We start from the raw sequence: 13,439 nt of genomic DNA on the forward strand, positions 1-13,439 counted from the left end.
GCCGGACAAAGCAGGCATAATACCGCGCCTTCTACACTCAAGCGCACTTTCACGATTGCTGGACGCCCCCTTGACGCAACCCCTGACCCCCGCCGTTTCGCCCCGCCCCTCGGCCTGCCCGGGGTTGTGGCGCATCGTTGCCGCGCGCGATGGCGGCATCTGCCGCATCAAGCTGCCCGGCGGGTTGCTGCTGGCCGAGCAGGCCGAGGCGGTGGCAGACGCGGCAGAGCGTTTTGCCGGTGGCGTGATCGAGGCGACCAACCGCGCCAATTTGCAGATCCGCGGCATTGGCGCCGACCACGCGGGCCTGGTCGAGCACCTGCTGGCGTCGGGGTTGGGCCCCCGCGATGCGGCTGGCGATGATGTGCGCAACCTGATGCTCAGCCCGCTGGCCGGGCTCGATGCGGCGATGCTGCTGGATACCCGACCGTTGGCCGGGCAGATCCTTCAATTGCTGGAATCCACGCCGCGTTTTCATCAGCTGTCGGCCAAGTTCGCCGTGCAGTTGGACGGTGGCGAAGGCCTGGCCATGCTCGAACACCCCCATGACCTTTGGCTGTCTGCCCTGGTGCACGGCCAGCGCACCTGGCTGGCATTCGGTTTGGCTGGCTGCCCGGCCCGTGACCTGGCACTGGGCATGGTGCCGGTCGAGCAGGGCCTGGCGCTGGTGCGTGCGGTGCTGGAGCGCTTTCTGGACCTGGCCGGCGCCGAGCAGTCGCGCATGCGCCAATTGCTGGCGAGTTGCCCGGCGCAGCGCTTTGTCGACGGGCTGGCGGTTCGCTTTGTCGATGCACCGCCCGGTTGGCGCCGCCCGGCCGCTGCCACGCCCTGGCTGGGCGTGTTGCGCCAGCAGCAGGGTATCGCCCTTGGCGTGGCGCCGCCGCTGGGCCGCCTGACCCCGGCCATGCTGCGCGCGGTTGCCGCTATCGCCCGGCAGTGGGGCGACGCCAGCCTGCGCCTGAGCCCGTGGCAGGGGCTGGTGATCACCTCGCTGGCCCCTGCCCATATACACCAGGCCCAGGCCGAACTGCAGGCGCTCGGCATGCTGTGTGATACCGACCACCCCCTGGCCCGGGTAGCAGCCTGCACCGGTTCGGCCGGCTGCGCCAAGGCTCTGGCCGACACCAAGGCCGATGCCATCACCCTGGCCACGTGCCTGCAGCATGGCGCCCCCGGCAGCGTGCACCTGTCGGCCTGCCAACGTTCCTGCGCCGTGGCTCATGTTGCCCCGGCCACCTTGCTGGCCCGGGCCCCGGGCCGCTACGACCTTTACTTGCGCGACGCGCGCCTGCCGGGCTTCGGCCGGCTGCACGCGAGCGACCTTACCCCAGAAGAAGCAGGCGCCATGCTCGACCTGCCGACGGAGCACCTTGATGATTGACTACATCCGCGATGGTCAGGAGATCTATCGCAATTCCTTCCGCATCATCCGTGAGGAGGCCCGCCTCGAGCGGATTCCCGCCGACCTGGAAAAACTCGCTGTGCGGGTGATCCATGCCTGCGGCATGGTCGAGGCCATCGATGGCCTGCAGTTCTCCGAAGGCGCCGGCACCGCCGGCCGTGAGGCCCTGAAGAACGGTGCGCCGATCCTGTGCGATGCGCACATGGTCGCCGAAGGCATCACCCGTGCCCGCCTGCCAGCCAACAACCCGGTGATCTGCACCCTGCGCGACCCCAGCGTGCCGGGCCTGGCACAAGAGGTGGGCAACACCCGCTCGGCGGTGGCCCTGGAGCTGTGGCGCCCGCACCTGGAAGGCAGTGTGGTGGTGATCGGCAACGCACCCACCGCGCTGTTCTACCTGCTGGAGATGATCGATGCTGGCGCGCCCAAGCCTGCGCTGATTCTCGGCTTCCCGGTGGGCTTCGTCGGCGCGGCCGAGTCCAAGGCGATGCTCGCTGCCGACAGCCGCGGCGTGCCGTTCGTGATCATGCAGGGCCGCCTGGGCGGCAGCGCCATGGCGGCGGCTGCGGTCAACGCCCTGGCCACGGAGGTGGAATGATGCACGCACGCGGACGACTGCTGGGCCTGGGCGTAGGCCCTGGCGACCCTGAGCTGATCACGCTCAAGGCCCTGCGCCTGCTGCGCGAAGCGCCGGTGGTGGCGTACTTCGTGGCCAAGGGCAAGCGCGGCAATGCCTTCGGCATTATCGAGGCGCACCTGCAGGCCGAGCAGACCCTGCTGCCACTGGTGTACCCGGTGACCACCGAAGCGCTGCCGGCGCCGCTGTCCTACGAACAGGTGATCAGCGACTTCTACGACGAAGCCGGCGTGCAGGTGGCCGAACACCTGGATGCCGGGCGCGATGTGGCGGTGATCTGCGAGGGCGACCCGTTCTTCTACGGCTCCTACATGTACCTGCACGACCGCCTGGCCTCGCGTTATGAGGCGCAGGTGATCCCGGGGGTGTGCTCGATGCTCGGTGGCGCCTCGGTGCTGGGCGCGCCGCTGGTGTACCGCAACCAGACCCTGACCGTGCTCTCCGGCGTGCTGCCGCATGAAGAGCTCAAGCGCCGCCTGGCCGACGCCGACGCGGCGGTGATCATGAAGCTTGGGCGCAACTTCCCCAAGGTGCGCCAGGTGCTGGGCGAGCTGGGCCTGGAGCAGCGCGCGCTGTACGTGGAGCGCGCGACCATGGCCAACCAGAAGATCGTCGCGCTGGATGCGGTCGACCCGCAGTCTTCGCCGTACTTCTCGCTGATCATCGTGCCGGGTGAAAAATGGCAGGGATGAACATGGCCCCGGCGATCGTCATTCTCGGCCCGGGCAGCCAGGCCACCGCGCGGCGTATCCAGCAGCGTTATCCACAGGCGCAGATTCATGGCCTGCAAGGGCGCGTGGAGCAGGCCGAGCGCTTCTACGCGTCGTTCGGCGACACCCTGCGCGCGCTGTACCAGCAGGGCACGCCGATCATTGCCTTGTGCGCGGCCGGTATCGTCATTCGTACCCTGGCGCCGTTGCTGGGCGAGAAGGGCGACGAGCCGCCGGTACTGGCGGTGGCCGAGGACGGCAGCGCAGTGGTGCCGCTGCTGGGCGGGCTGGCCGGGGTCAATGTCATGGCCCGTGAAATGGCCGAGGCGCTTGGGGTGAACGCGGCGATCACCACCAGCGGCGAGCTGCGTTTCGGCACCTGCCTACTGAACCCGCCGCAGGGCTATGCGCTGGCCGACCTTGAGCAGGGCAAGCGCTTTGTTTCCGACCTGTTGGCGGGCGAGGCGGTACGCATCGAGGGCCATGCGCCGTGGCTGGCACAGGCGCAGTTGCCGGCTAGCGACAGCGCACAACGGACCATTCACGTGGGGTGCTCGGTGCGTGCTGCCAGCCGTGACGAGCTGTTGATCCACGCTCGCTGCGTGGTGGTGGCGGTGGCTGGCGGGAGTGCCGATGTGGCACTGCAGGTGCGTGAAAGCTTGCACGCTGCGGGTATCGCCGAAGCTTCGCTGGCCGCTCTTTTGGCCAGCGAAGCCGACATGGCCGAGCCTGCGCTGCACGAGGCCGCCCGGGCATTGAATGTGGGCCTGCGCTTTGCGCCTGGTGCCGATAACCTGCAAGCCATGCTTGCGCAGGCGCTACCGCAGGCCAGTGTGCAAACGGTCGGCGGCGTGGGTATCGCCATCGCCGACGCGCCGGTGGATGTGCGCCTGGTTGGCCGCAAGCGCGGTCGCCTGGCGGTGATCGGCCTTGGCCCCGGCGCTGCCGAGCTGATGGTCCCTGCGGTGCGCGCCGAGCTGGACCGCGCCGAGGATGTGCTTGGCTACGAAACCTATGTGCGCATGGCCGGCCCGTTGCGTGACGACCAGGTGCAGCACTGCACCGACAACCGCGAAGAAATGCAGCGCGCCCGGCATGCTTTCGAATTGGCCGCGCAAGGGCGTTCGGTGGTTGTGGTCTCCTCGGGTGACCCTGGGGTGTTCGCCATGGCAGCTGCAGTGCTCGAGGCGCTGCATGAGTCCACCGACCCGGCCTGGCACCGGGTCGACCTTGAGATCCTGCCGGGTGTTTCGGCGTCCTTGGCCACTGCTGCGCAGGCCGGCGCACCGTTGGGGCACGACTTCTGCGTGATGTCGCTGTCGGACAACCTCAAGCCCTGGTCGATCATCGAGAAACGCCTGGACCTGGCCTGCCAGGCCGACCTGGTGCTGGCGTTCTACAACCCGATCTCCAAGTCCCGCCCGCACCAGCTGGGGGTGGCGCTGGAGGTGGTGCGCCGACACCGCGACGGGAATACGCCTGTAGTCCTTGGCCGTGATATCGGCAGGCCTGGGCAAACGCTCAGGGTCGTCACCCTGGCCGAGCTGGTGCCGGATATGGTCGACATGCGCACCATGGTGCTGGTGGGCTCGTCGACAACCTGCACATTCCCGCGCCTGGCGGGGGGTGTATGGGCCTACACGCCGCGCTGGTACCCTTCGGCAACCTAGGCTTTGTACGAAAAGTGCCTGCGCGACGATCATGCTGCGTTGAAAACAGGCTCGGAATGCTCATTTACAACCCGTAAACTCCGCTTCCTCGCCTGTTTTCGCCTTGCCTGATCGCCGCTCGGCGACTTTTCGTAGAAACCCTAGCCTATTGGGAAATCCTTCAAGGTTCTGCACCCATGGCGCGCTGGCTATGGTGGCAGCCCCTAATCCAGGGGCTACCTTGAAGGATTATCCCAATGTCCGAGCAAACCCAGGTCACCGCCAACGACAGCGCGATACTGGTCGAGGGCAACCTGCTCGCCTGCGGCGCAGGCATGTCTTCGCAGAGCCGTCATGACGTCAAGAACGCCTACCATTTTGCAACACTGGTGGCCGACAAGGCTTTCGATGCCGAAACCCAGAGCCGCGAATGGTACGACCAGTTCATCGATGTCATGCGTGATGTTGGCTTCACCATCCCCCGGCGCACCTACGAGCTGGAAACCTCTGCAGAGTTCTCTGTCACCGTAGGCGCCGTTGCAGTGCGCACCATCGGTGTGGTCGGCAATGCCCTGCTGGGCGGCACGGCGCTGGGCGAGTTGGCCAAGAGCGCGTTCGACAAGCTGACCACGGTCGAGAACGACGCCCGCATCATTGAGCACAAGCGCAAGAACAAGGCCCGCGGCATGGTTGGCCTGGCGGCTTGCATCGAAACCGAAAGCAACGATGTGGTCATGGTGGTCAGCTGCATCAAGGCCCGTGCACCTGAGTTCGACGGCGATGTGCTGGGCATCCAGTGGACCCTGGACAAGTCCGAGTACTACGCGGGTACCGCCGTGCTCACGCTCAATAATTTCGTCTACGACAAGGTCCGCGAAACCGTGGAAAACAAACTTGGCGTGCGCAGCGTCGAGAACGTTCTGCAGTACGACATCTGAGCGTGCGGCGGCGTCGTCAGGGCGCCGCCCTTTTCGGACCTTCTGATGAGGCCAAGTGATGGACAGAGCAATCGAGCCACTGATGTTGATTGGTGCAACGGCGTTGCTGCATTCCCCCCACGCCTTGAGCGAACAACGCCAAGCCGCCTTCGATTCGGTCCTGTACGCCCAACTGGTGGCGAACAAGCAAGCCGGGTCACGTTTTGCCAACCATGAAAGCTGGTACCGGGCCTATCGAAACGCCTACCAGCAGCTGGGTTGGATCAAGCTGGCGCAAACCCATGATTTCAAGCGGTTGGGGCAAACCCTCGACGGCAGCCGGACGCAACCCCTGGAGGCCTGGATGCGAATGCGCTCGATCAAGCACGAGGCCGTGCTGGCTGCGGTCAAGACGAAACTGAGCGGGTCGGCCGAGGGCTTTGCCCACCTGTTCAAGTTTGCCGTGCAGGGCAACCGGGTGGCGGTCGAAATCGGGGTACTCAAGACGGGGCCGGTGCTCGACCTTTGCAGCATCACCCTGCAACGCGAGGCATCGATCCCGAAAATCAGCCTGGACGCGCTGTTGCGCGAGCAATTGCTCGGCGGCGAAATCGAGTTCTACGGGGTTTCGCTGGCGTTGGACAATGGGCGGTTCCAAAGCCAGCGCCAAGCGTTGCGCGCGCTGATGAAAGACCGGAATGAGCAGGGGGCGTGGTGCTTCGAACTGGGGGCCGGCGCGGCAGGGGGCGAACATGGTTGAGGCCACCTCTGCGGTGATAGGCGCCGGGATCGTTTCATTTCTGCCGGGCATTACCACGGCGCGCAAGGAGTCAGTGAAACTTGCGCTGGCCATGGCCGAGCGTGCTGCCGAGTCGGTCAGCAAGGAGGGTTTGCTCGACGACTGGTTCACTTACTACCGTAACCAGCTCAGGTTCATGGGCTGGGATTCGGTGTCGCCGGAGCAGGTGCACTGGCCGGACGAGGGCCGTGCACGCCAGGTCGATCAGGTGCTGCAGACCATAGCGGCAACCGCTGGCGAGCATTTTGCCGAGGCCTGCAGCCTTTCCATGGGCAGGCTGCCTGGTAGCGCAGCGGCGCTGCTGGCGCTGGAGCAGCATGCCTACGAACGCCAGCACTTTCAGTTACTGCCCTGTGCGCCGGCGGGCGGTGGCCGGGTGGACATGGTGCTTTACCACGAGACGGATACCCAGTCGGCGTTCCGTGCAGGCTTCATCAGCCGCAAGCGCAGCCATCGCAATGTGCGTGCGGAGCTGGTGCGCTTCAATATCCAGGCGTTCGAGCAAAGTTACCTGCCCAAGGTTCAGGAACGCGTTGTTCAGCTCTGCCGGGCGCGGGTGCTGGATTACGACGGCTAGCTAACCAGGTAGCCCTTGATCCCGGTGAAGATTATCTGCGCAGCCAGGGCACAGACGAACAGCCCCATCAGGCGGCTGACGATCTGCAAGCCCTGGTCACCCAGAATGCGTTCGATACGGTGCGAGAGGTACAGCACCAGGCCCACGGTGAAGCTGGCCAGGGCGATGCTGACGATGGCCAGCAGCTTGTCATCCCAGTGCGGCTGGCTGACGCCCATCACCAGCAGTGCACCGATGGTGCCCGGGCCCACGGTCAGCGGGATGGTCAGCGGCACGATGGTCACGTCCTGCTGCACGTTGTCGGTCTGGATCGCCGACTTGCCCTGGGCCATACCCAGGGCCGAGATGAACAGCACCGAGCCTGCGCCGATGCGAAAGGCGTCGGCGGTGATGCCGAACACGCCGAAGATCACCCGCCCGAACAGGTACAGCAGCACGCTGGCCACCAGCGTGGCGATCGCCACCCGCCAGGCCAACTGCTTGCGCTCCTTGCCGGAGTAGCCGCGGGTCAGGCTGATGAAGCACGAAAGCACGAAGAACGGGCTGTAGAGCACGAGCATCTTCAGGTAGACGCTGAACAACTCATGGAGCATGGGGGTGGTCCGCGGCGGGGGGAGTGGCAACTGTATAGCACAGGCCCTGCCGGCAACCAGGGGGCTTGGCCTTGTAGGAGCGGCCTTGTGCCGCGATGGGCCGCTCCTACAGGGTTAGGCGGCGCCTCATTTCAAGGCGTGAGGCTGTCCGATACCACTTGCCGCTGCCCCGCCCAGTACTGGATGACTTCGCGCAGTTGCGAAAGCTCCACCGGCTTGGCCATGTGCCCGTCCATGCCGGCCAGGCGTGCGCGTTCCTTGTGCTCGGCCAGAATGTGCGCGGTCAGCGCCACCACCGGTGTGCGTGGGCGTTGGTTGGCAGATTCCCAGGCACGCAGCTGCTGGGTGGCGCTGAAGCCGTCCAGCACCGGCATTTCGCAGTCCATCAGTACCAGGTCGTAGCGCTTGGCCTTCATCGCCTGCAGCGCTTCTTCACCGTTGCTGGCGGTGTCGGGTTCAAGGTCCAGCTTGCCGAGCATGCCGCGGATGACCTTGGTCGAGATGCTGTTATCTTCGGCCACCAGGATGCGGAAGTCGCCCGGCAGGTGCAGCGGTTGCGCTGTGCTGCTGGGTGGCAATGCCATGGCCTGTTCGCGGCCGCGTTGGGCCAGCTCTTCGGCCAGGGTGGTCTTGAGGGTGTAGCCGGCCACGGGCTTGGCGAGGATGCGCTTGATCCCGGCGTTGCGCGCGATGATCTTGCTCGGGGCATTGCTGATGCCTGTGAGCATGACCACCAGGATATCGTGGTTCAGGCTCGGGTCTTCCTTGATCTTGGCGGCCAGTTGCATGCCGGTCATGCCAGGCATGTTCTGGTCAAGCAGCACCACGTCGAAGTAGTCGCGCAGGTGCGCCTTGGTGCGCAGCAGCGCCAGCGCTTCCTTGCCCGACGGCACGGCGCTGACGTTCATGCCCCAGGCACTGCACTGCTGCACCAGCACCTTGCGGCAGGTGTCGTTGTCGTCCACCACCAGCACCCGTGCCTCGCGCAGCGGGCCTTCGAAGTCGGCCGGCGGTTGCTCCAGGCGTTGAGGGTCCAGCGGCAGGGTCAGCCACAGGGTGTTGCCCATGCTGGTGCTGGTCTTGATGCCGAACTCGCCTTGCATCAGGGCGATCAGTTGTTTGGCGATCACCAGGCCCAGGTGGCCGCCGAGCTTGTTGCTGGAGAGGAAGTGGCGGCTGTGCAATTCGGCCTGCAGCAGGGCATCGCGCTCGGCCGGTGGCATGGGCGCGCCGCTGTCCTGCACGGCAATGCGCAGGCGGGGCGTGTCGCCGCGCTGGTCGAGGGCCACCACCAGCAGGATCTCGCCCTGGTCGGTGTTTTTCAGGGCGTTGTCGAGCAGGCTCGACAGGGCCTGGCGCAGGCGTGTCGGGTCACCGCTGACCACCCGCGGGACCTGCGGCTGGGTGAAGCTGATCAGCTCGATGTTCTGCTGCTCGGCCTTGGCCCGGAAGATGTTCAGGCAGTCCTCGATCAGCGCATTGAGGTCGAACTGTACGTCGTCCAGCTCGATCTGCCGCGATTCGAGCTTGGAGATGTCGAGGATCTCGTTGATCAGGGTGAGCAGTTCGTTGCCGGCGCTGTGGATGGTCTGCACGTAGTCGCGCTGCTTGACCGACAGCGGCGTGCCCAGCAGCAGCTCGGTCATGCCCAGCACGCCGTTCATCGGGGTGCGGATTTCGTGGCTGATCTTGGCCAGGAACTCGGCCTTGGCGTTGATCTCGGCGTCGCTGGCGGCCAGGGCGCGGCTGGCGCGGAAGCGCTCCTCGCTCATGCGCCGCAGCCGTTCGCTCACCGACAGGTTGAGCAGCAGGCCGCTGGCCAGGGTCAGCACCATCAGCACGCACAGCAGCCAGGGGGTGGGGGTGCGGGTGAGGCCGAGCAGCGCCGGCAGCAGCACCAGGCCGCCGAGGTTGAACACCAGCATGGCCAGGGCAAACAGCCGCGCCGGCAAGAAACCCTTGTGCCAGTGGTAGGCGCTGACCAGCAACATGCTCAGGCTGCCAAGGGCCATCAGGGCGTAAGTCATCAGGTTCAGCGGCAGGGTGTCGACGAACAGCAGCACCAGGCCGCTGACCGCCACCACCAGCATCTCGCCCTGCAGCAGGCGGTTGAGCCGCGCCGAATTGCAGCGGGCAAAGAAGTGCTGGGTGAAATACAGGCCGGCCAGCCCGGCCAGCACCAGGGTGAGGTAGGCGGTCTGGGTTTGTGCGCTGTACCACAGGTGCGACCAGGGCCCGCTGAGGTTGAGCAGAATCAATGCGCTGAGCAGCATCAGGCCGTGGTACAGGGCCAGGATCAGCGTGGTGCTGGAGCGGGTGTAGGCGAAGCGGATCAGGTTGTGCACGATCAGCATCGCCAGGCCGCCGAACAGCACGCCGAACAGCAACGGCAGGCGCTGGTCGGCTGCGGCCGTGGCGGCAGGCTCAAGGCTTACAGCCGGGCGCAGCTGGTGCTCGGACACCAGGCGCAGGTAGATATCCACCGGTTGCTTGCTGTGGGGTAGCGGCAGGATGTGGTCGCTGCCGTGCAGGTCGGAGCTCTCGCCCTGGCGCCCGTGGTGCAGCTGGCGCAGCAGCTTGCCGTCTTCGAGGGCATAGAGGTCCAGGCGTGACAGGTCGGGGGCGAAGATGCGCACCAGTTGCTCACTGTCGCTGGGCAGCAGGCGATAGTGCAGCCACAGGGCCTGGTCGGGCAGGGCGGCATCCAGTTCTTCGAGGGTGACGGGGCTGAACTGGTTGCGGTAACGCTCGGAGCGTACGTCGGAAAGCTGCAGGCTGGCCTGCTCATCGAGCAGCGCAGACCAGCCTGCGGCCTGTTCGGCATGGGCCGGGAGCAGGCAGAGCAGGGCCAGCAAGCTGACGATAAGGGCTGTGGCAATCCGAAGCCGACGCACGACGAAATCCTTTCTTAGCGAATGAGCCAGGCAATAACTATGCGCGGCGGGCCAAGGCGAAGGCAAGGCCCCGAGGGGCCTTGTCGACGAGCCGAAGGCCGCGCACGCAAGGCTGCGCGGCCGTTCGGTACAACATTACTGCTGCTTTTCACCGCGCTCGCGGGCAATGGCCCGGTAGCCGATGTCGGTGCGGTAGAAGCTACCGTTCCAGCTGACTTCCTTGGCCAGGCGGTAGGCTTGCTGCTGCGCGTCGGCCACGCTGGCGCCCATGGCAGTGGCGCAGAGCACGCGGCCACCGTTGGTGACCACCTGGCCATCCTTGAGCGAAGTGCCGGCATGGAACACCTTGCCTTCGATCTTTGCCGCTGCGTCCAGGCCGCTGATGGCATCACCTTTGGCGTAGTCGCCCGGGTAGCCACCGGCAGCCAGTACCACGCCCAGGCTCGGACGCGGGTCCCACTGGGCCTCGACCTTGTCCAGTGCCTTGGCGAAGGCGGCTTCGATCAACAGTACCAGGCTCGACTCCAGGCGCAGCATGACCGGCTGGGTCTCAGGGTCGCCGAAGCGGCAGTTGAACTCGATGACCTTGGGGTTGCCCGCCTTGTCGATCATCAGGCCGGCGTACAGGAAGCCGGTGTAGACGTTGCCTTCCTCGGCCATGCCGCGCACGGTCGGCCAGATCACCTGGTCCATGACGCGCTGGTGCACGTCGGGGGTGACCACCGGGGCAGGCGAGTAGGCACCCATGCCGCCGGTGTTCGGGCCGGTGTCTTTATCGCCGACGCGCTTGTGGTCCTGGCTGGTGGCCATGGGCAGCACGTTGTGGCCGTCGACCATGACGATGAAGCTGGCTTCTTCGCCGTCGAGGAATTCCTCGATGACCACGCGCGAACCTGCTTCGCCAAAGGCGTTGCCGGCGAGCATGTCGCGCACGGCGTCCTCGGCTTCCTGCAGGGTCATGGCGACGATCACGCCCTTGCCCGCAGCCAGGCCGTCGGCCTTGATCACGATCGGTGCGCCTTTTTCACGCAGGTAGGCCAGGGCCGGCTCGATCTCGGTGAAGTTCTGGTAGTCGGCGGTGGGGATCTTGTGGCGGGCCAGGAAATCCTTGGTGAAGGCCTTGGAACCTTCCAGCTGGGCTGCGCCCTTGGTTGGGCCGAAGCAGGCAAGGTTGCGGCTGCGGAACAGATCGACCACGCCGATGACCAGCGGTGCTTCAGGGCCGACGATGGTCAGGTCGACGTTTTTCTCGGCGAAGTCGGCCAGTTGTTCCAGGGCGCAAACGTCGATGGCGACGTTCTCGCACTTGGGCTCGATGGCGGTGCCGGCGTTGCCGGGGGCCACGAAGACTTTCTCCACACGTGGGTCCTGGGCGACTTTCCAGGCCAGGGCGTGCTCGCGGCCGCCGCTGCCGATGATCAAAACTTTCATGTCAAAACCTCGAAATCAGATGGTCCTGAGGCGGGCGGTGAACCCTGTGGGAGCGGGCTTGCCCGCGAATGCGGCGGTGCATGCACCATCGTATTCGCGGGCAAGCCCGCTCCCACAGGATCTCGGCTCGCCTCGGGATCCGCGTAATTAGTGGCGGAAGTGGCGCATACCGGTGAACACCATCGCGATACCGGCTTCGTCGGCTGCAGCGATGACTTCGGCATCACGCATCGAACCACCCGGCTGGATCACGGCGCTGATACCCACTTTAGCTGCGTTGTCGATGCCGTCACGGAACGGGAAGAACGCGTCCGAGGCCATGACCGCGCCCTGTACCTGCAGGCCAGCATGCTCGGCCTTGATCGCAGCAATGCGCGCGGAGTTGACGCGGCTCATCTGGCCGGCGCCGACGCCGATGGTCTGGCGCTGCTTGGCGTAGACGATGGCGTTGGACTTGACGAACTTGGCGACTTTCCAGGCGAATACCAGGTCGTGGATTTCTTGCTCGGTCGGGGCGCGCTTGGTGACGATTTTCAGGTCATCGGCGCTGATCATGCCGATATCGCGGCTCTGCACCAGCAGGCCACCGTTGACCCGCTTGAAGTCCCAGCCGGCAGCACGCTCGGCTGGCCATTCGCCGCATTCCAGCAGGCGTACGTTCTGCTTGGCAGCGACCACGTCGCGGGCGGCCTGGGAGATTTTCGGGGCGATGATCACTTCGACGAACTGGCGCTCGACGATGGCCTGGGCGGTTGCGCCGTCCAGCTCGCGGTTGAAGGCGATGATGCCGCCGAAGGCCGACTCGGTGTCGGTGGCGTAGGCCAGGTCGTAGGCCTTGCGGATGCCGCCTTCGTCTTCCGGTACCACGGCCACGCCGCACGGGTTGGCGTGCTTGACGATGACGCAGGCCGGCTTGACGAAGCTTTTGACGCACTCAAGGGCTGCGTCGGTGTCGGCCACGTTGTTGAACGACAGCTCTTTACCCTGCAGCTGGATGGCGGTGGAGATGCTGGCTTCGCCTTTTTTGGCTTCAACGTAGAACGCCGCGCTCTGGTGCGGGTTCTCGCCGTAGCGCATTTCCTGGGCCTTGACGAACTGGCTGTTGAAGGTGCGCGGGAATTCGCTGCGCGCTTCGGTGGACAGGGTGTCCTTGGCCTGGTCGATGGTGCCCATGTAGTTGGCGATCATGCCGTCGTAGGCGGCAGTGTGCTCGAACGCCTTGAGCATCAGGTCAAAGCGCTGGGCGTAGGTCAGGCCGCCGGCTTTCAGGCCTTCGACGATACCGGCGTAGTCGCCGGCGTTGACCACGATGGCGACGTCTTTGTGGTTCTTGGCCGCCGAGCGGACCATGGTCGGGCCGCCGATGTCGATGTTCTCGATGGCGGTCGGCAGGTCGCAGCCTGGCTTGCTGATGGTGGCTTCGAACGGGTACAGGTTGACCGCGACCAGGTCGATCGGCTTGATGCCGTGCTCGTTCATGATGGCGTCGTCAGTGCCGCGACGGCCAAGGATGCCACCGTGGATCTTCGGGTGCAGGGTCTTGACCCGGCCGTCCATCATTTCGGCGAAGCCTGTGTAGTCAGCCACTTCCACCGCGTTCACGCCATTGTCCTTGAGCAGCTTGTAGGTGCCGCCGGTGGACAGGATCTCGACACCGAGCTGTTGCAGCTCACGGGCGAATTCGAGGATACCGGTCTTGTCGGAGACGCTGATCAGGGCGCGGCGGACTGGCAGGCGGGTAGTCTGGTCGGTCATTTCGGGTTCCATAACGCGGTGGATTCAGCAAAAAAGGCGCCTCTTTGCATGAGCGCCTTTTTTGTCGGGGGTTCT

Annotated in this window: 11 protein-coding genes; 7 read left to right on the forward strand and 4 right to left on the reverse strand. The window is 65.5% G+C overall.

The features are described from left to right. Positions 1-55: 55 nt before the first annotated feature. From cobG to KSS93_RS04980, 7 genes are all read left to right on the forward strand, one after another. Entirely contained in the window at positions 56-1,381 is a 1,326-nt protein-coding gene (gene cobG, locus KSS93_RS04950; protein WP_225917291.1) for a precorrin-3B synthase, read from the forward strand. Beyond that, positions 1,374-2,000: a precorrin-8X methylmutase gene (locus KSS93_RS04955; protein ID WP_217887394.1), complete on the forward strand. Its 627-nt coding sequence runs from the start codon at positions 1,374-1,376 to the stop codon at positions 1,998-2,000. The genes cobG and KSS93_RS04955 overlap by 8 nt, the downstream gene beginning before the upstream one ends. Then, positions 2,000-2,731: a precorrin-2 C(20)-methyltransferase gene (locus KSS93_RS04960; RefSeq protein WP_217888681.1), complete on the forward strand. Its 732-nt coding sequence runs from the start codon at positions 2,000-2,002 to the stop codon at positions 2,729-2,731. The genes KSS93_RS04955 and KSS93_RS04960 overlap by 1 nt, the downstream gene beginning before the upstream one ends. Continuing rightward, positions 2,728-4,419 carry a precorrin-3B C(17)-methyltransferase gene (cobJ, locus tag KSS93_RS04965; RefSeq protein ID WP_217888682.1) on the forward strand — a complete coding sequence of 564 codons (1,692 nt, stop codon included), beginning with the start codon at positions 2,728-2,730 and terminating at the stop codon, positions 4,417-4,419. The genes KSS93_RS04960 and cobJ overlap by 4 nt, the downstream gene beginning before the upstream one ends. A gap of 236 nt (positions 4,420-4,655) precedes the next feature. Then, positions 4,656-5,336 (forward strand): hypothetical protein, encoded by a 681-nt coding sequence (locus tag KSS93_RS04970; RefSeq protein ID WP_217887395.1) that lies wholly within the window; start codon positions 4,656-4,658, stop codon positions 5,334-5,336. A 58-nt stretch (positions 5,337-5,394) separates the two neighbouring features. Then, complete coding sequence (locus KSS93_RS04975; RefSeq protein ID WP_217887396.1) at positions 5,395-6,075, forward strand: hypothetical protein; 681 nt, start codon at positions 5,395-5,397, stop codon at positions 6,073-6,075. Further along, positions 6,068-6,691, forward strand: coding sequence for a hypothetical protein (locus KSS93_RS04980; protein WP_217887397.1), 624 nt, complete (start codon positions 6,068-6,070; stop codon positions 6,689-6,691). Before KSS93_RS04975 ends, KSS93_RS04980 begins: the two co-directional genes overlap by 8 nt. Here KSS93_RS04980 and KSS93_RS04985 read toward each other — a convergent pair. From KSS93_RS04985 to purH, 4 genes are all read right to left on the reverse strand, one after another. Continuing rightward, positions 6,688-7,284 (reverse strand): MarC family protein, encoded by a 597-nt coding sequence (locus KSS93_RS04985; protein WP_217840506.1) that lies wholly within the window; start codon positions 7,282-7,284, stop codon positions 6,688-6,690. The genes KSS93_RS04980 and KSS93_RS04985 overlap by 4 nt on opposite strands. Positions 7,285-7,415: 131 nt before the next feature. Then, the gene (locus KSS93_RS04990) at positions 7,416-10,178 is read right to left on the reverse strand and encodes a hybrid sensor histidine kinase/response regulator family protein (RefSeq protein WP_217887398.1); all 2,763 of its coding nucleotides are present in this window, start codon (positions 10,176-10,178) and stop codon (positions 7,416-7,418) included. A 135-nt stretch (positions 10,179-10,313) separates the two neighbouring features. Next, positions 10,314-11,609, reverse strand: a complete 1,296-nt coding sequence (purD, locus tag KSS93_RS04995; protein ID WP_217887399.1) for a phosphoribosylamine--glycine ligase — start codon at positions 11,607-11,609, stop codon at positions 10,314-10,316. 147 nt (positions 11,610-11,756) lie between these two features. Beyond that, positions 11,757-13,364 (reverse strand): bifunctional phosphoribosylaminoimidazolecarboxamide formyltransferase/IMP cyclohydrolase, encoded by a 1,608-nt coding sequence (gene purH, locus KSS93_RS05000; protein ID WP_217887400.1) that lies wholly within the window; start codon positions 13,362-13,364, stop codon positions 11,757-11,759. Between the last annotated feature and the right edge of the window lie 75 nt (positions 13,365-13,439).

It is taken from the genome of Pseudomonas xanthosomatis (assembly GCF_019139835.1).
In the GTDB taxonomy this organism is placed as follows: Bacteria; Pseudomonadota; Gammaproteobacteria; order Pseudomonadales; family Pseudomonadaceae; genus Aquipseudomonas; species Aquipseudomonas fakonensis.

Coding starts and splice junctions, on each gene's coding strand:
- KSS93_RS04955 (WP_217887394.1), top strand. CDS start 1,374: ATGATTGACTACATCCGCGATGGTCAGGAGATCTATCGCAATTCCTTC.
- KSS93_RS04960 (WP_217888681.1), top strand. CDS start 2,000: ATGCACGCACGCGGACGACTGCTGGGCCTGGGCGTAGGCCCTGGCGAC.
- cobJ (WP_217888682.1), top strand. CDS start 2,728: ATGAACATGGCCCCGGCGATCGTCATTCTCGGCCCGGGCAGCCAGGCC.
- KSS93_RS04970 (WP_217887395.1), top strand. CDS start 4,656: ATGTCCGAGCAAACCCAGGTCACCGCCAACGACAGCGCGATACTGGTC.
- KSS93_RS04975 (WP_217887396.1), top strand. CDS start 5,395: ATGGACAGAGCAATCGAGCCACTGATGTTGATTGGTGCAACGGCGTTG.
- KSS93_RS04980 (WP_217887397.1), top strand. CDS start 6,068: ATGGTTGAGGCCACCTCTGCGGTGATAGGCGCCGGGATCGTTTCATTT.
- KSS93_RS04985 (WP_217840506.1), bottom strand. CDS start 7,284: ATGCTCCATGAGTTGTTCAGCGTCTACCTGAAGATGCTCGTGCTCTAC.
- purD (WP_217887399.1), bottom strand. CDS start 11,609: ATGAAAGTTTTGATCATCGGCAGCGGCGGCCGCGAGCACGCCCTGGCC.
- purH (WP_217887400.1), bottom strand. CDS start 13,364: ATGACCGACCAGACTACCCGCCTGCCAGTCCGCCGCGCCCTGATCAGC.